Annotated in this window: 13 protein-coding genes and 1 pseudogene; 6 read left to right on the top strand and 8 right to left on the bottom strand. The window is 68.2% G+C overall.

Translation table 11 applies throughout. From position 1 onward, the window contains the following. Positions 1 to 32 precede the first annotated feature (32 nt). From ACFXHE_RS28530 to ACFXHE_RS28540, 3 genes and pseudogenes are all read left to right on the top strand, one after another. Positions 33 to 716: pseudogene (locus ACFXHE_RS28530) on the top strand (serine/threonine-protein kinase); the annotation flags it as partial. A gap of 166 nt (positions 717 to 882) precedes the next feature. Next, complete coding sequence (locus ACFXHE_RS28535; protein ID WP_379387536.1) at positions 883 to 1911, top strand: hypothetical protein; 1029 nt, start codon at positions 883 to 885, stop codon at positions 1909 to 1911. A 14-nt stretch (positions 1912 to 1925) separates the two neighbouring features. Further along, entirely contained in the window at positions 1926 to 3596 is a 1671-nt protein-coding gene (locus ACFXHE_RS28540) for a protein kinase (RefSeq protein ID WP_379387537.1), read from the top strand. Here ACFXHE_RS28540 and ACFXHE_RS28545 read toward each other — a convergent pair whose 3' ends face one another. From ACFXHE_RS28545 to ACFXHE_RS28560, 4 genes are all read right to left on the bottom strand, one after another. After that, on the bottom strand, positions 3597 to 5480 hold the full coding sequence (locus ACFXHE_RS28545; protein WP_379387538.1) for a DUF6541 family protein: 1884 nt from the start codon (positions 5478 to 5480) through the stop codon (positions 3597 to 3599). A gap of 180 nt (positions 5481 to 5660) precedes the next feature. Continuing rightward, positions 5661 to 7595 (bottom strand): galactan 5-O-arabinofuranosyltransferase, encoded by a 1935-nt coding sequence (locus ACFXHE_RS28550; RefSeq protein ID WP_379387539.1) that lies wholly within the window; start codon positions 7593 to 7595, stop codon positions 5661 to 5663. Between the two features lie 175 nt (positions 7596 to 7770). Beyond that, positions 7771 to 8532 carry a decaprenylphospho-beta-D-erythro-pentofuranosid-2-ulose 2-reductase gene (locus ACFXHE_RS28555; RefSeq protein WP_354838564.1) on the bottom strand — a complete coding sequence of 254 codons (762 nt, stop codon included), beginning with the start codon at positions 8530 to 8532 and terminating at the stop codon, positions 7771 to 7773. After that, positions 8529 to 10028, bottom strand: coding sequence for an FAD-binding protein (locus ACFXHE_RS28560; protein ID WP_379387540.1), 1500 nt, complete (start codon positions 10026 to 10028; stop codon positions 8529 to 8531). The genes ACFXHE_RS28555 and ACFXHE_RS28560 overlap by 4 nt, the downstream gene beginning before the upstream one ends. A 71-nt stretch (positions 10029 to 10099) precedes the next feature. Between ACFXHE_RS28560 and ACFXHE_RS28565 the strand changes: the two genes are divergently transcribed. Continuing rightward, positions 10100 to 10555, top strand: a complete 456-nt coding sequence (locus ACFXHE_RS28565; protein ID WP_379387541.1) for a GtrA family protein — start codon at positions 10100 to 10102, stop codon at positions 10553 to 10555. Positions 10556 to 10567: 12 nt separating this feature from the next. On the opposite strand, the gene ACFXHE_RS28570 is transcribed toward ACFXHE_RS28565, so the two are convergent. The 3 genes from ACFXHE_RS28570 to ACFXHE_RS28580 all read right to left on the bottom strand — a co-directional run bounded on the left by ACFXHE_RS28570 (position 10568) and on the right by ACFXHE_RS28580 (position 14509). After that, complete coding sequence (locus tag ACFXHE_RS28570) at positions 10568 to 11185, bottom strand: pyridoxamine 5'-phosphate oxidase family protein (protein ID WP_364608660.1); 618 nt, start codon at positions 11183 to 11185, stop codon at positions 10568 to 10570. A 440-nt stretch (positions 11186 to 11625) separates the two neighbouring features. Beyond that, positions 11626 to 13839 carry a molybdopterin-dependent oxidoreductase gene (locus ACFXHE_RS28575; RefSeq protein WP_379387542.1) on the bottom strand — a complete coding sequence of 738 codons (2214 nt, stop codon included), beginning with the start codon at positions 13837 to 13839 and terminating at the stop codon, positions 11626 to 11628. Between the two features lie 205 nt (positions 13840 to 14044). Further along, positions 14045 to 14509, bottom strand: a complete 465-nt coding sequence (locus ACFXHE_RS28580) for a hypothetical protein (RefSeq protein ID WP_354838579.1) — start codon at positions 14507 to 14509, stop codon at positions 14045 to 14047. Between the two features lie 350 nt (positions 14510 to 14859). On the opposite strand from ACFXHE_RS28580, the gene ACFXHE_RS28585 reads away from it, so the two are divergent. Together ACFXHE_RS28585 and ACFXHE_RS28590 are read left to right on the top strand one after the other, a co-directional pair. Then, on the top strand, positions 14860 to 15447 hold the full coding sequence (locus tag ACFXHE_RS28585; RefSeq protein ID WP_354838582.1) for a DUF4282 domain-containing protein: 588 nt from the start codon (positions 14860 to 14862) through the stop codon (positions 15445 to 15447). Between the two features lie 129 nt (positions 15448 to 15576). Then, a complete protein-coding gene (locus tag ACFXHE_RS28590) occupies positions 15577 to 16449 on the top strand; it encodes a helix-turn-helix domain-containing protein (RefSeq protein ID WP_379387543.1) in 873 nt (290 codons plus the stop codon). On the opposite strand, the gene ACFXHE_RS28595 is transcribed toward ACFXHE_RS28590, so the two are convergent. Then, entirely contained in the window at positions 16446 to 16877 is a 432-nt protein-coding gene (locus tag ACFXHE_RS28595; RefSeq protein ID WP_364608645.1) for a MarR family transcriptional regulator, read from the bottom strand. The genes ACFXHE_RS28590 and ACFXHE_RS28595 overlap by 4 nt on opposite strands. Positions 16878 to 16884 lie beyond the last annotated feature (7 nt).

Below are 16884 nucleotides of genomic sequence, written 5' to 3' on the forward strand. Positions count from 1 at the left end.
CGTGGGGCCGGGCCGGAAGACGAAGAGGAAGCATGACCGAGCTGCGACCTGGCGAAATCATCGCCGGGTATGTGATCGCGCGGCGAATCGGGGCCGGGGGTTCGGGCGTCGTCTACGCCGCGCGGCATCCGCGGCTACCCCGGCTCACGGCCCTCAAGATCTTGAAACGCGACGACGTCGCCGAGGCCGACGAGGTCTGGCGGCGTTTCGAGCGCGAGGCCGATATCGCCGCCCACTTCGACCACCCCAATATCGTGCAGGTCTACGACCGCGGCGTCGCCGAGAACCAGTTCTGGATCTCCATGCAGTACATCGACGGCGTGGATGCCGCTGAACTGCACCGTGTTTCGCCCGACCGGGGCCTGCGCATCGGCACCGAGATCGCGGCCGCACTGGATTACGCGCACGGCAAGGGCGTCCTGCACCGGGATGTGAAGCCCTCCAACATCCTCATCGCCGATCCCGACAGCGGCCGCCCCGAGCGCGCCCTGCTCACCGACTTCGGCATCGCCCGGCTGCGCGACGAGACCACCAAACACACCCATACCGGAAATATCTCCGCCACTTTCGCTTTCGCATCACCGGAGCAGGTGAGCGGTCGGCCGGTGGGCCCGCGCTCGGACCAATACTCGCTGGCCTGCACGCTTTTCGTGCTGCTCACCGACCGCCGGCCCTTCAGCGCCGACAATCCGCTGGGCTGGGTGCACGCCCACACCCGGGAGCGGCCGCAGCGCCCGAGCGAGGTGAATCCGGAGCTCCCGGCGGCCCTGGACGAGGTCTTCGACCGGGCCCTGGCCAAGGATCCGGGGGGACCGCTTCGACAGCTGTACGGATTTCGCTTATGCCGCCACCCAGGCGTACTACTCCGATCCGGCCCTGGCGGTGACCGCCGCGGCCGGTCTGCTGCCGCAGCAGCCGTCGCGGCAGCTCCGGGGCTGGGGCCGGAAACCGCTGTGGCAGCGCGTCTTACACCGGCGCGTCCTGGTCCCGGTGGCGGTGGCCGCGGTGACGGCCGCGGGCGTGGGTTTCGCACTGCACCAGGGCGATTCGCCACCGGCCCGATCCGGGCCCGGCCTGGTGCCGGACACGTTCGTGGGCACCTGGCTGGCCACCGAGGGGCAGACCAACTACCGGCTGACCGTGCAGCAGGCCAAGATCGGCGATCCGGTGCTGTCCAATCGCGTGGACGGTGTGCTGCCCGACGGCTCTCCGTTCCACTGCGAATTCTCCGCGCCACTGGACCGGGTGCCCCACGAGGGCGACCGCCTCATCATCGGCACCTCCGAGATCGTGGTCCGGGAGCCGGCCAATGCCTGCCGCGCCAACGGTCCCACCACCCTCACCCTGCTGCCCGACGGGCGGATCAGCCGCAAAACCGATGTGAGCGGACTGATCACGTACAGCAGCGCGGATGCGCTGGTCTCGTCCTGGGGGCGCGACGACGTCGCCATCGCCCGCGCCTTCCCCAGCCTGGTCGGGCAGCTCGCCTCCACCGGCACCGCGGTGGGCTGGCAGGGCGGGTCCTGCCGGCCCCGGGATCCGGGTCCGGGCGAGGTGGCCCAGGGCGCGCATCGCGTGCTGTGCAATGGCGACGACGGCACCGGCCAGGTGCACTTCGACGTCTTCGACTTCGACACCCGCCCGGGCAGTTCCGTCGCCGCGGTCTTCTTCGGCAACAACGCCCGGGTCACCACCCGCACCCACGAGGACGTGGCGGGCGCCTTGACCGTCACCACGGCTGCCGGCGTGGACCCGGCCGCCACCCAGGACACCGAGGCCCATCGGGCGCTCGCCGCCGTCTCCTTCCCCGACGGTGATCCGCGATCGCGCTTCGTCATGGTGCTGCGCTGGCCCGGGCACACGGTGAACAGCCTCCTGACCGACTGGCTCGAAAGGGCTCCCCTGAAGTAGGTAGGTGCGCGACCATGGCCGATCTGAAGCCGGGCGAGGAGATCGCCGGATACGTCATCGAACGCTGGATCGGGGCCGGGGGTTCGGGCACCGTCTATGCCGCGCGGCATCCCCGGCTACCGCGCCTGGCCGCCCTCAAGGTCTTCAACCGGGACGAGGTGACCGCCGACGCCGAGGGCTGGCGGCGCTTCGAGCGGGAGGCCGACATCACCGCCCGCTTCGACCATCCGAACATCGTGTCGGTGTACGACCGCGGCCTCGACGACGGACGCCTGTGGATCGCCATGCAGTTCGTGGAAGGCCCTGACGCGGACAGTCCTTCGGGCCTGGCCCCCGAACGGGCGCTGCGCGTCGGCGGCGGCATCGCCTCCGCCCTCGACTACGCGCACGGCAAGGGCGTGCTGCACCGGGATGTGAAGCCGTCGAACATCATGCTCTCCCCGGCCGAGGACGGCCGTCCGGAACGGGCCCTGCTGACCGACTTCGGCATTGCCCGGCTGCGTGACGAGACCACCCACGTCACCAAGACCGGGGACATCTCCGCGACCTTCGCCTTCGCCTCGCCGGAGCAGGTGTCCGGCCGCTTCCTGGATCCGCGCACCGATCAATACTCGCTGGCCTGCACGCTTTTCGTGCTGCTCACCGGATCCCGGCCCTTCCTGGCCACCGATCTGGCGGGGCTGATCTACGCGCACACCAGCACGCCGCCCCTGCACGTCACACAGGTGCGCCCCGATCTGTCCGCGGGCTTCGACGCTGTCTTCGACCGTGCGCTGGCCAAGCATCCGGACGAAAGGTTCCCCAGCTGTACGGATTTCGCCGAGGCCGCCTGGGCGGCGTGGCGAGTGGCGACCACCCCAACCGTGCTGAGCGCACCCCCGACCGTGCACACCACGCCGCCGATCGGCTTCGTCACCGATCCGGCCGCGCTGCGTTCGCCCCGCACGGATCCCACGGTGCTGCGTTCCCCGCACACCGATCCGGCCCTGCTGCGCTCACCCCGCACCGATCCGACCGTGCTCGGTCCCGGGCGCTACTACACCGAGCCCGGCGCGCCCGCGTACGGCGTGGCCTATGGTTCGAGCAGCGGATCGTTCGAAGACGCTGCGCCGCACCGGCATCGGGTCCCGGAACCGGCGCGGGCCGGGTCCGGAGTGGGCCGCGGCGTGCTCACCGGGCTGCTGGCGGTGCTGGCCGCGACTGTGATCGCGGGCGGCGCGATCCTGGTGACGGCGGATCTGGAAAGCCACGGAAGAACAAGTGGCGCACCGGTGTCCGCGTCGGTGCCGACCGTGGCGACCGCGGTGTCCACCGGCGGGCAGACCCCGATCGCCGCCGTGCCGCCCTCGACTCTCGCGGGCCGGGTGCCGGGCGACTTCATCGGTCAATGGGCGGGCACCAGCGACGCCAATGCCGACGACTACCGCCTGGTCATCCGGCAGGGCAACCTGAACGACGATGTGGTGACCTCCACGGTGCTGCGCGACAACCGGCCGATCTGCGTCTTCGACTATCGCCTGCTGGGCGTTCCCGGCGCCGGCGACATCACGGTCGGCGCCGGCACCCTCGTCTCCGGCGGCTCCGGCTGCAACCCGCAGAGCACCCACGAATTGCTGCTGAGCAATGGCAGGATCACGCGCGCGCTCTCGACCAGCGGCTACGTCACCTACACCCGCGTCGGCTGACTACGCCGGAGCGCTCGCGCCCACCAGGTCGCGCACGTCCCAGAGCCAGACGCCGTCGACGTATCGGGCGGGGAAGCCGATCAGCTGGTCGACGGTCAGGCGCAGCGTGTCGCTGTTGTCGGTGGGCGGCAGCACCACCACGTCGGCCCGCCAGTAGCGCAGATCGGCCAGCGCCTGCGCCCGGGTGGCGTCGTCCACCACCGGAATCGTGTTGGACCGCTGCGCCTTCATCAGCAGGCTCGCGGTGGGCCGGTCGTCCGGGCCGTACCGGCCCTTCTTGGAGGTGCCGGTCGGGCCGACGAAATAGCCTCCCGCGAGCGGGAATTCGAAGCCGGAGTCGGCCTGCCAGTGCAGCGCGCGGGCATCCGGCGGGGTCGGCGGCGGCGCGACCACCACCGAACCGTGCGAAACGTATTGGCGCACCGTGCCGTCCGCGAAGAAGTCCGGGGTGGGCGGGCGCTGCACCGCGGGCAGGATGGTCGGGGTGAGCGGCAGCAGGGCGAAGGCCAGTGCGCCGAACAGGGCCAGCGGTCGCCAGTCGGTCGCCGAGACCTTCCAGTAGTCCAGGGCACGCTGGGTGGCCAGCGCCAGGATCAGGCCGATGGCCGGAATCGCGGCCATGGTGAAGCGCGACTCCAGCACCGAATTCAGCAGCGGCACATCCTCGAGCCGCTGCCACGGCAGGGTGATGCCGGTGTTGTGGTGGCCGATCATCAGGGTCGCGCCCAGCGACAGCACGGTGAACGCCACGATCACCGCGGCGGCCGCGCGCACCGCCCGCTCCCGCCACATGAGCGCCACGGCCACCGTGACCACGATCCACAGCGGCCAGCCGAAGTACGAATTCTCCTCGGTGGGATTGATGGCCACGTTCTGCCCGTGCGAGAACATCCCGCCCAGCGACTCGGACGGGAACTGGAACAGCGCCTCGAGGTCGTTGTTCATCGGCCCGTGCTCGATGGACCGGTAGGACTGCGGGCCGAAGAACTGCCACCACAGCGGAATCTCGGTGAGCGCCACCGTGATCAGCGCGGCCAGCAGCACCGTCGGGGTGATGGCACGCAGCGCGCGCCACCCGGTGCGCGGAATGTGCAGGTGGTAGACGAGCGCGAAAACGCCGAAGGACAGCGCGAAGATGAGCAGCGGCTCCTCGCCGAGCGCGATCTGCAGGGCCACCAGCAGCCCCAGCACGAAGGCGTCACGGTTGCGCCGCGCCTTGCGCACCTCGCGCGTGAGCTCCGCGCGCCGGGCCATCCGGATCAGCTGCAGCACGATCAGCGGAAGCAGCGCCAGCACCACGAAATTCGGGTGTGCGTTGGCATGCGAGATCATGGCCGGGGCGAAGCCGCAGAACAGACCGCCCACGGCCGCCGCGAATTTCGACGCCACCAGTTCCCGTGAGAACAGCCAGTACCAGGCGAACGCGGTCCCGAACAGGCCCACGGTGAGCACCAGCACGAAGGTGACGGTCGGCCCGAACATCAGGGTGACCGGGGTGAGCGGCACGCCGACGCCGAACATGGCGGTATTGGCCATCATGTTCACGCCGTCGGGATAGTTCTGCAGCAGGGAGCCCAGCGGGTTCTCCAGATGCGCGACATTGTGGGCGGTGACCGCGAAGAACCACTCCCACATGGTCTGATCCTGGCCGCTCTTGATCAGGTAGCCGCGATCGGTGTGCAGCCACTGACCCGACAGCACCAGCACCGCCAGCGAGAGATAGGCCGCGGCGACGATCAGATCGGCGCGGGCCAGCCGGATGCGGCGGGCGACGCGCTGTGGCCGAGAAAGCCTGGGGAGAGCCGTTTCCGGGGCGGCGTGGTCGAGAACCGCTACCGCCGAACCGCCGTCGTCCCCCGGGCTGGATGCCCACCCCTGTGTCACGCGCAAACTCCTCGGTGCCTTGCAACGCAAACTCTTGGGTGCCTTGCAATCAGCGGCCCACGCTACCGGGTTCGACTGAGATCGCACGGGCAAGTCATGCAGTTATCCACAGAAACCGGTGTTTATCCACAGAAACCGGAGGATTTCTGGGGATAAGTGATCCTGGTCTCGCACAGGTGTTCAGACACGCACAACCAGGGTGAACGGTCCGATATTGGTGATCCGATAGTGCGCGTCATCGAACAGCGCCTTGGGGAAGGACACTGTGAAACGCTTCACATTCGGGTCGTTCGGGTACACGTCCTGCGAGAGCCGCAGCGTGTAGTCGTCGCCCGAACGCCGGAACAGGAAGGCGTCCGGCGCACGCCAGCGGCAGTGGTTCAGCGCGTCGGTCAGCTCCTGCGGCGTCTTCAGCGTGCTCCAGCGCTGGATTTCGGCGGTGCGCGCCGCGAAGTCGGCCAGCGGGTTCGCGTAATGCGAAGTGAGAGCCTGGAATCCGTAGTACGGGTAGATGGCCAGGAAGCTGGTGTCCGCGGTGAGCACCACGCTGGCGTCACGTGGCCGGCCGGTCTGCTCCAGCAGCGTCGCATCGACCTCGCGGTAGTTCGACACCGCCGACGGCGGCCGCGTGTCGGCGCGGAAACCATTGCCGTCGGTATCGGTGTAGGCGGTGGTGATCTCCGCTGCCAGCACCGTCGGAATGCCCTGGCTGAACCCGATCGCACCGGCCACCGCGACCGCCGCCGCGGCGATCCGGAACCGCCCGGGCTCGTTCAGCGCCTGGTAGATCGCCCGCGCGCCCTCGGCGAAGGCGAACACGCCGGCGGCCGACAGCAGTGCCATGAGCGGGGATTCGAGCCGGAACGACAGCAGCGTGGTCCCGGCCGCAGTGGCGGCCATGGACAGCAGACACCACAGATAGATGGCGACGACGCCGATGCCGAGCGCCTGCGCACGACGCGAACTCGCCGCGCGCAGCACCAGCCAGATGGTCCCGGCGAGACAGAAGACGCCGAGCAGATTGAATTCGGTCATCGGTAGCGGCAGCCGTGAGCCCGTCTCGGGCAAGTAGTGGAAGGCGGAGCCCGAGCCGAGAGATGCTTTGCCGGACAGGAACTTCAGCAGGAACGGCGTCCACACGGTGAGCGCCAGCAGACCCGCGACCGCACCGATTCCGATGAGCCGCACCAGGATCGGCCCGATCGCCCGCCAGGTGTGCCGTGCCCGGATCGAGAGTCCCGCGGCGATCACCGCCATGAGGCACACCGCGAATACCGCGACACCGAAGTACAGGCTGTAGAAGCTGGCGGCGAGCCCGAGGAACAGGCCGGTACCCAGCACCGCTCCCCACCCGCCCGCGGTCGGTTCCGCCGCATCGCCGCCGACCTCGGCGGGCCGGTGCAGCGCACCCCAGGCCAGCACCAGCGCGGGTCCGAGCAGCAAGGTGAGCACCGCGCTGTACGCCTCGGGCGAGCCGTAGGCGAGGGTCACCGCCGTGGTCGCGGCGGCGACAGCCACCGCCCAGTCCGCCCGGATCAGGTTGGACCACAGCACAAGAGCGATAACCGCCGCCACTGCCAGGCCGATGATCGCGAAGGGCTTGAACGCCTCCCACCCGGCCATCCCGGTCAGACTGGCGAACCGGCCCCCGATCCAGAACCAGCCCGCGGGGTAGAACGGCGGCAGGTCGATGTAGTTCATGTCGTGCAGTGCCGCACTGTCGGTCAGCCGCGTCAGATACTGCGTCCGGAACTCCTGGTCCACGGACATCCCGAAGAGGTACAGCTTCGTCGCGGCCAGCGGCATGCCCAGCGTCACGGTCACGAAGGCCGAAAGCCCGCCCCAGGACAGCACTTTCGCCAGCCGGGGCCACCTGTGCAACCGGAGCAGCACCACTGCGACCACCAGTACGGCCAGGGCGGCCACCTGCCCCACGGTGGTGAGCGCGCGAGTCACATTGGAGGAGTTGAAGGCCGGCCAGTGCACGGTCGCGAACGCCTCGAGCCCGACCGCCGCCACCACGCCCGCCAGCACCGCGGCGAGCACCGCCTCCCCGACAGCCCCACCGGCCTGCCGCGCCAGCACCCCCATCCGTCCGCTCGCCCGCTCGCTCATCCGCACCCTGCCTCCGCATTCGTGTCCATGGACCGCGCGCCAGCCTAGCCAGTGCGGTGCACGCGAACCCGACCGCCGGGCCCAACCACCGATGTCCGGGGTCTTCGGGCCGGAACGGCGCATGCCGCGCCCGGGTGCCGGACGCGGCATGCGTATCGGTGCGAGAACGTGTCGCCTAGATGGGGAGGCGGCGGAAGATCGGGCGCGGCACGTGGCGCAGGATCATCATGACGTAGCGGAAAACGCCGGGGGCCCAGACGATTTCCTTGCCCTTCTCGGAGGCGGCGACCGCGAGGAGGGCGACGTCCTCCTTGTTCACGGTGAGCCCGTTCTCCTTGGCGTGCGCGGAGAGCCGGGTGCGCACCATGCCGGGGCGGATGACCGTGACGCGCGGACCGAACTTCGCGACCGCCTCGCCGAGACCCAGGTAGAAGCCGTCCAGGCCGGCCTTGGTGGAGCCGTAGACGAAGTTGAACCGGCGCACGCGCTCACCGGCGACCGAGGACATGGCCAGGATGCGGCCGAAGCCCTGCGCCTTCATCTTCTCGCCGAGCAGCACGCCGACGGAAACCGCCGCGGTGTAGTTGATCTCGGCCATCATGACGGCCTTGCGCTGGTCCTGCCAGAAGATCTCGCCGTCACCGTCGATGCCGAACGCGACGATGGCCACGTCGACGTCACCGTCCGCCCATGCCGCGTCGATCACGGCCGGGTGGCTGTCGGTGTCGAGCGCGTCGAAGTCGATGACCTGCACCTCGGAGGCGCCGGCGGCCTTCATCTGCGACACGGCGTCCTCGCGCAGCGGGTCACCGGGCAGGGCGGCCAGGATGATGCGCGCGGGACCCTTCTTCAGGTACTCGGCGCAGATCGCCAAGCCGATCTCCGAGGTGCCGCCCAGCAGCAGAATGGATTGCGGGTTCCCTACCGCATTGATCACTGAAGCTCCAGCCTTCTCGCCATATCGGACATGAAAACGCCTGTGGGATCCACACTTCGGCGGATCTTGATCCACTCGTCGATCCGCGGGTACATCTTGTGGAAGGTCTCCGCGTCGGTCCGCGAATCCTTGGCAGTGTAGAGGCGACCGCCGAATTCCAGGACGCGCCGGTCCAGTTCGCGCACGAAGTCATTGAGACCGGGGCGGACCGGGAAGTCGACGCAGATGTTCCAGCCCTCCATGGGGAAGCTCAGCGGCGCCGGGTTGCCCGGGCCGAAGAACTTCAGCACATTGAGCGCCGAATGGTGACCCGAGCGCTGGATATCCACGATGATCTTGGTGAATTCATCGAGCGCCTCGGGCGGCAGCACGAACTGGTACTGGATGAATCCCTTGGACCCGTAGGCCCGATTCCACTCCGACACCACGTCCAGCATGTGGTAGAACTGCGTCAAGTTCATCAGTTTGCCGGTGTAGTTGCCGCCGAGAGCGTAATACGCCTCGCCGACCATGCCCAGCGTGAACTTGTTGACCGCGAAACTCGGGAAGATATCCGGCACCGTCAGCAGATTCGGCGCATCGAACTTCAGCGGATTCTTGCGCAGCTTCTTCGGCAGCTCATCGAGCTTCGCCAGCCGTCCGCGAGACACATTGGCGCGTCCCAGTTTCGGCGGCCCGGAGATCACATCGAACCAGGTGGAGGAGTAGGTGTAGTTGGCCTCGGACCCGTCCTTGTGGACCGCGATCGTCTCGTCCAAGTCGACGGTCTTGATGCCGTCGGAGATGAAATAGGCGGTCTCGGTCGGCGTCATCTCGATGGTGGCGCGCAGCACGATACCGGTCAGGCCATTGCCGCCGACGGTGGCCCAGAACAGCTTGGCGTTCTTCTTCGGCCCGATGGTCTGCACCTTGCCGTCGGCGGTGAGCAGATCGATGGACCGCACGTGATTGCCGAAGCTGCCCGCGCTGTGGTGGTTCTTGCCGTGGATGTCCGAGCCGATGGCCCCGCCCACGGTCACCTGGCGGGTGCCCGGCAGCACCGGAACCCACAGGCCGAACGGCAGCGCCGCCTTCATCAGCTGGTCGAGGCTGACGCCCGCGTCCACGTCCACCAGCCGGGAGTCCCGGTCGATGCGGTGGATGCGGTTGAGTGCGGTCATGTCGACGACCAGGCCACCCGCGTTCTGGGCGTGATCGCCGTACGAACGGCCGAGGCCGCGGGCGATGACGCCGCGACGCAGGTGTGCGGGCTTGGAGTCGTTGTCCTCCGCGACCATGGCGACCGCCTTGGCGATCAGTTCCGGGTCATCGGTGGAGAGCACTTCCGAGGTGGTGGCTGCGGTGCGACCCCACCCGGTCAGGCGCCGGGTCTGCGTCGGCAGGTCGAACGAACCCGATGACGCCGTGAACGCTGTGTCTTTGCCTACGACGGGGCCCTCGCCTGCCGAGCTGGGCTCGGTGGCGGCCGCGGTGGTGGTCTGAGCTTTCGTGGACATCGGCATAGAGGCTACAGGCATAACCGTCTCGAGGCTTGTGTCCTTTGTCCCGGGCATTACTCTTCTGCGTTGTGACCGCGGAACCCCATCTGCCCCTGCCGCCCGAGCTGCCCCTCGTCGATGAACCGGGTGGTACGGACGTTGATCTCAAGACGCAGATCATCCGATTCGCGGTCACCGGTGGCCTGTCCGCCATCGTCGACTTCGGCCTGTACACGCTGCTGTTCAAGCTCGTCGGACTGCCGCTGCCGGTGGCCAAGTCCATCAGCTTCATCGCGGGCACGACCACGGCCTACCTGATCAACCGGCGCTGGACCTTCCAGGCCGAGCCGAGCCGCAGGCGCTTCATCGCGGTGGTGCTGCTGTACGCGGTGACCTTCGCGCTGCAGGTCGGCATCAACCAGCTCTGCTACTACGCGCTGCCCGATGCGTGGTGGCGGATCTGGCTCGCCTTCTGCGTCGCGCAGGGCACCGCCACCGTGATCAACTTCATTGTCCAGCGCGCGGTGATCTTCAAGATCGACTAGGCGGCGCTGAAGTCAAGACTCGACCAGGGCGTTGGTTTCTTCCTTCGCCCGGAAGTAGTCGCCGCCCTTGGCGCGCACATTGTCGGTACCCCACTGGCGCTGCTCGCGCTGGGCCGGGACCAGGTGCGGAATGTGCTTGCGGCAGTGGATGTAGGCCTCCTCCACATCCACCACCACCCAGCGCTCCGGAATGCGCCCCCGGGTATCGGCCGGCAGGTCGGGGACGCAGCGGCGCATGAGCGCGTCGTCCACGATGCGCGCGGTGCCATTGAGGTGCAGGCCGATCAGGTCGTGCACGAAATCGATCATGAGAATGCCGACGTGGGGGTTCTCGAGAATATTGCCGAGGCTGGCCATGACGCCGTTGCCGCGGTATTCGGGATAGGCGACGGTGCGCTCGTCGATCACGTGCAGGAAGCCCGCTTTGCCGGCGCGGAAGCTGGCATCGCATTCACCGTGCTTGTCGGAGGTGGCGATGAAGGCCATGTCCATGCGCCGGATGAAATCGATCATGTGGGTATTGAGCCGATCTCGCACCTGATCGGAGTAGAAGCGTTGTGCCCGTTCCTCGGTACCGTATCGCTCCTGCAGTTCCCGTTCGCCGTCGCTGCCGTTTCTGATACCGGGCATCGTGCGCCCCCTTTGGTAGCTGAATACCGGATGGAAGAGGCTCGGCCACGAACTTCGGCCATCCGAAATCCTATACGGTTTAACTATTTTCGTGTGGCAAATGCGTGAACCGGCGTATCTGCCCTGGTGGGGCTTCCTCGACTGTTGCCGGACAAACCTTCCCGAGGGAGGATCCTCCCGGATGAAAGGACCCACAAGGGACCTTCGGCCCTTAGCTGCGGGGATGCTGCTCGTGGTTTCGGACCGCAGGAATGCGAGATCCCCAGGGGGCACGGGGATTTCGCATTCCTGATTTGTCCATTTCGCAGAGCTTCCGTGGTGTCGTGCGGCCGTCATCCCCCTGGGTGGTGTCGATCTTCGGTGCTCGAAACATAAATACCGAGAGGTCTTTCAGGGCGCACCGGCTCCGGTCGCAACGCACGGTGTGGTCCGGCTCCGCCTCACACCCGGGTCAGCGTCACCGGCACGCCATTGAACACGGCGTTCCCGGACGGGGCGTCCACCAGCGAATCATCGGTCAGCACATTGGCATTCACCCCGGCGTGCTCCCGCGCGACGGTCTGCGTGCTGTCCCCGTGTCCCCAGCCGTGTGGCAGGCTGACCACACCGGGCATGATGTCCTCGGTCGGCTCGACGTCCACGGTCAGCGTGCCCGCCGCCGATTTCACCACGGCCTGCCCGTTCAACCCCAGCCGCGCCGCGTCCTCCGGATGAATGTGCAGCGTGCACCGATTCGACCCGCCCACCAGTGGCGGCACATTGTGCAGCCAGCTGTTGTTGGATCGCAGCTGCCGCCGCCCCACCAGCACCATCTCCGGCCGCTCGACCCCCAGCCGGGCCCGCAGCCGGTCCAGGTCGGCCAGCAGTTCGGCGGGCGCCAGCTCGACCCGGCGAGAGGCCGTCCGCAGCACACCCGGCAGCCGGGGCTCCAGCGGCCCCAGATCGATGCCGTGCGGATTGTCCAGCAGCACTTGCAGATTCAGCTTGCCGCGCCATTCGTGCTCGTCGTCCGGCGTGGTGGACCATTCGCCGAAGGGGCCCAGGCGCAGCATCAGGTCCAGCCGCTGTTCGGTGGTGTCGGTGCCGAGCAGTTCGCTGCCGCGGTCGGCCAGGCCGGCCTTGTGCAGGGTCCCGGCGATGACGATCTCGTCGACCGCACCGAGCGGATCCAGCCCGGGTTGGGCTTCCTGACCCGAAACGGCCAGGGCCAGCCGGGCCAGCACCTCGGCCTCGGACAGCTCGTTCGCGCCGAGCGGCACCAGCGGCCGCGAGTAGCGGGCGTAGTTGTGGACCGCGAAATTGAGCAGCGCGAAATCGTAGTGCGGCGATTGCAGGATGCGCGGGGGCGGCAGGATGACATCCGCGTGGCGGGTGGTCTCGTTGAGGTAGCGGTCCACACTCACCATGAATTCCAGTCCGGCGAAGGCGGTGTCGAGGCGCGCGCCGCTGGGTGCGGACAGCACCGGATTGCCCGCCACCGTCACCATGGCCCGGATCTGCCCGTCGCCGGGCGTGCGGATCTCGTCCGCCAGCGTGGCCACCGGCAGTTCGCCCATGGCCTCCGGCAACTCGCGTACCCGGCTGGCCCAGCGCGCGAGGCGGAACGGCCGCGACCGCACGATGCCCAGCGCCGCCCCCGTCGCGAACATGGCCCCGCCGGGCGAGTCGAAATTGCCGGTGAGCACATTGACGACATCCACCAGCCACTGCGTGAGCGTGCCGAATTCGGCCGTGCAGGTGCCGATCCGGGCGTAAACGGCGGCCGTCGGCGCGGCGGCCAGCTCGCGCGCGATCCGCACGATGGTCTCGGCGGGCACCCCGGTGCGCCCGGACACCAGCTCCGGCGTGAATTCGGCTGCCGCGGCCCGCACCTCGTCCAGTCCGTTCACCTCGACCCGGACGTCGGTAAGACCCTCCGCGAACAACGTGTGGACGATCCCGAACAGCAGGTAGGCATCACTGCCCGGCCGCACGAACACGTGCTCGTCGGCCAGCTTGGCGGTGCGCGTGCGCCGCGGATCCACCACCACCAGCCGCCCGCCGCGCTGCCGCAGCGCCTTCAGCCGGCCCGGGAAATCCGGTGCGGTGCACAGCGATCCATTGGACTCCAGCGGATTCGCGCCCAGCATCAGCAGATAGCCGGTGCGGTCCAGGTCCGGCACCGCCACGGTGAGCGGATCACCGAACATGAGCCCGCTCGACACCTGCTTGGGCATCTGGTCGGCGGTGCTGGCGGAGAACAGGTTCCGAGTGCCCAGCGCCCGGATCAGCAGCGGCACGTACAGCGCCCCGGCCACGGTGTGGGCATTGGGATTGCCCAGGTACAGCCCCACCGCCTGATTGCCGTGCGCGGCCGTCACCTGCGGCAGGCGCTCCCGGATCACCCCGAATGCCTCGTCCCAGCTCGCCTCTCGCCAGGTGTCGGTGGCGCGGTCGCGAATCATGGGCGCGGTCAGCCGATCCGGATCGGCGTCGAGATGTCCGAGGGTGGCGCCCTTGGGGCAGATGAAGCCGCGGCTGAAGGGATCGGCGTGGTCACCGCGCACCGAGACGATGTGATCGGTGCTGTCCAGGGTGAGCTCGAGGCCGCACACCGCTTCACAGAGCGGGCAGGTGCGTAGCAATGTCCGGGGGCTGTCCGTGACGTGGGTCATACCTCATGATCGCCCGGAAACGTACCGGGCGGAACACCTCTGGCCGCCGGGAATGCCGGACGCGGGCTCCCGGCGGCCGCCAATGCCGGAGCCTCGGATTATGTCCGTTATCGCTTAATTTGCAACGTTCGGATGCGGATACGGCAAAACCCGCGAGCGCCGGGGTGCACTCGCGGGTTTTGTGTAGTTGTGAGAGCCGGTGGCGTCAGGAGGCGATACGAGCCGCCTGCGGCGCTCCCTTGGCGGCGGCACGGACACCGGCGGCGATGGCGACCACCGGCGGGATCCAGCGGGCCTCGTGCGGGGCGACGCCCCAGCAGGCCGCACCGGCGGACAGCTTGGTCGGCGGCAACGGGATGCCCGCGCCGTCGGCGTAGACGACCACGCCGGACTCGCGCAGGGCCTCGATGGCGCGTTCGGCCTTGCGCAGGCCGGTGACGAGATGGATCTCGCGGCGCTCGGCGCCCGGGATCTCGATGACCGGGCCGGTCAGGTCATTGGCCCGCAGGTAGCGGCGCACGAAGGCGGCGGTGTCGCCGGTGACCTCGATGCCCGCGATGTTCTCGTCGGTGACCAGGCACACGCCATTGGCGGTTTCGGCGACCGTCCAGCCGCGCCGGATGTAGTCCTGCGCGGATTCCGCAACGGCTGACGAAAACGTCGTACGCACTGGTTTCTCCATTCCCCGGTAGTTCTGATTCCTGCTCTGTGCCTCGTATCGGAGCGGGGGGTTCGTGGTGTTACACCTTCTTTTTCAACTCGGGTCCGGTTGTGTCCCGCAGGGGCATTCGTCCGGTTTGTTCCGACCGGATGGTGACCATGGCCCAGCTGCGACACGACCTCGAGGTAGCGGCCCTGCCTGCGACAACACCGTCAAGGTGGCTGTCGTCGGATCCGGAGCCCAGCGCCCGCCCGCGAGCGTGACGTGTTCTACACCACACTGGCTCGTCCTGCGGCACCCCGGCGTTACCGGAGACACTGAGTCGGCCGAAAAGGTCTGCGGGAGAGGAGATCGTCGGCATGACCGATCAATCGGGCGGGAACACGGCCGAACTCGAGGAATACGACGAGTTCGACGAGATCATCACCGAGGGGCGCTGGGCCGCCTTCAAGGAGTCCGCCACCCGGCGCATGTCCCGGCGGCTGGCCGCGGACGAGGAGGCCGAGGAGCCGGTCGAACCCTTCGCCAGCCCAGGCGCTTTCGGCTCCTGGAGCGTGGACGCCGCCCGCGCCCTGCTGGACCTGCAGTTCCAGCGCGCCGCCACCCGCACGCTGCTGCCCCTGGCGTATCTGCTCGGCCTGGCGAGCGCCGTCGCCATCCCGATCGTGGGAACCATAGGGCTGTGGCGAATCTCGGCCTGGCTGGGCATCGTGTTCGCGGTGGTGTTCGCGGTCCCGCTGGGCCTGGTGATCGCCGCGGTGGTGCGCCTGCTGCTGGAGTTCGTGCTCAATGCCTCCCGGCTGGCGGCCCGGGTCGCGCACATCTCCGATATGGCCGACGATCTGTTCCAGGCCCTCTCGGATGTGGCCGAACCGGTCAATCAGCTGTCCAAAGATGTTCAGGCAGTTCAGTTCTGGCGCTTCCGCCGGCGCTCGTCCCGGAAGTAGGCCGGCCAGCGGCCGCTATCCTTGCAACGGGGCGGTGCGAAATCTGCGCCCCAGGCCGCGTCCCGCGTCCATGGATCGCTGAGTTTTCCTGTGCAACAATGCGATCGCAACACTGGTTTAGGGGGACGAATGGCTCTACCGCAGGGGATTACCGGATCGACCGTGCCGCGCCGCCAGCTCGGCCGGCACCTGCGCGACCTGCGCAATCGCGCGCGCATGACGACCCGGGTGGCCGCGCAGCGCTTGGAATGGTCCGAGGCCAAGATCTGGCGAATCGAAACTGGACAGACGTCTTTACGCAGTCTGGATGTCGAGGCCATGTGCCGCATCTACGGGGCTCCGGAAGACGCCATCGAACCGCTCACCACGCTGGCCCGGGAGACCAAGGCCCGCGGCTGGTGGACCGAGTTCAGTGACGTGATCGACGAAGGCTACGAGGTCTACATCGGGCTCGAGGAGGCGGCGAGCCGGCTCACCAGCTATGAGAACGAGCTGGTGCCAGGGCTTTTGCAGACCGAGCAGTACTACCGGGCGGTGCTGGCCGGAGCCTACCCGGGCATCTCCGCCGAACAGCTGGACCGCCGGGTCCGGGTACGCACCGCGCGCCAGTCGCTGCTCACCCGCGCGGAATCGCCGCTGCAACTGGATGTGGTGATCGCCGAGGCGGTGCTCTGGCATCGCATCGGCGGCGACGACGTGACCCGAGGCCAGCTGGACCGGCTGCGCAAACTCGCCGAACTGCCCAATGTCCGGCTGCGGTTGCTGCCCGCCGAGTGCGGCTATCACCACGGCATGGACGCGGGCCGTTTCGTGCTGCTCGAATTCCCCACCGCCGCAGGTGAACCCACCGAGCCGCCGGTGGTGTACGTGGAAGCCCTCACCGGCTCCTCGTATCTGGACAAGGAGCACGAGGTCGAGCGCTACCGCGAAGCCTTCGTGGCGGTGAGTTCTATTGCGGTGGACGCGCTTCCGGTCATCGAGACGCTGCGCGCGGCGGTCTAGCCCAGGTTCTGGGCCAGCACCTCCCGGTGCGTGGGCGCGGCCTGCCGATGCAGTTCGCGCCCTTTTTCCGTGACGCAGACGAAGATCGCGCGGCGATCCTCGGTACACAGCGTGCGGTCGACCAGTCCATCGCGCTCGAGTCTCGCCACCGTGCGGGAGAGCGCGCTCTGACTGAGATAGATGTCATTGGCCAGATCGCTCATCTTGCAGCTGTCACTGCCGGATTCGACGAGGCGGTCCAGGGTTTCGAATTCGCTGAGCCCGATGTGGTGGCGGCCTTGCAGTTCCTTTTCCAGAGCGCACGAGGTCGTCGCGTGCCGGGCCAGCAGATCGCGCCACTCACCCACCAGCCCCGACGCCTCCACTGGCGTGATGACGGGCCGGTCGACAGCGCTCCCCCTCTCGGCGCTTGCTGTCGGCTTCGGCATGCGGTCA

Source organism: Nocardia sp. NPDC059229 (assembly GCF_042754165.1).
Taxonomy (GTDB): domain Bacteria; phylum Actinomycetota; class Actinomycetes; order Mycobacteriales; family Mycobacteriaceae; genus Nocardia.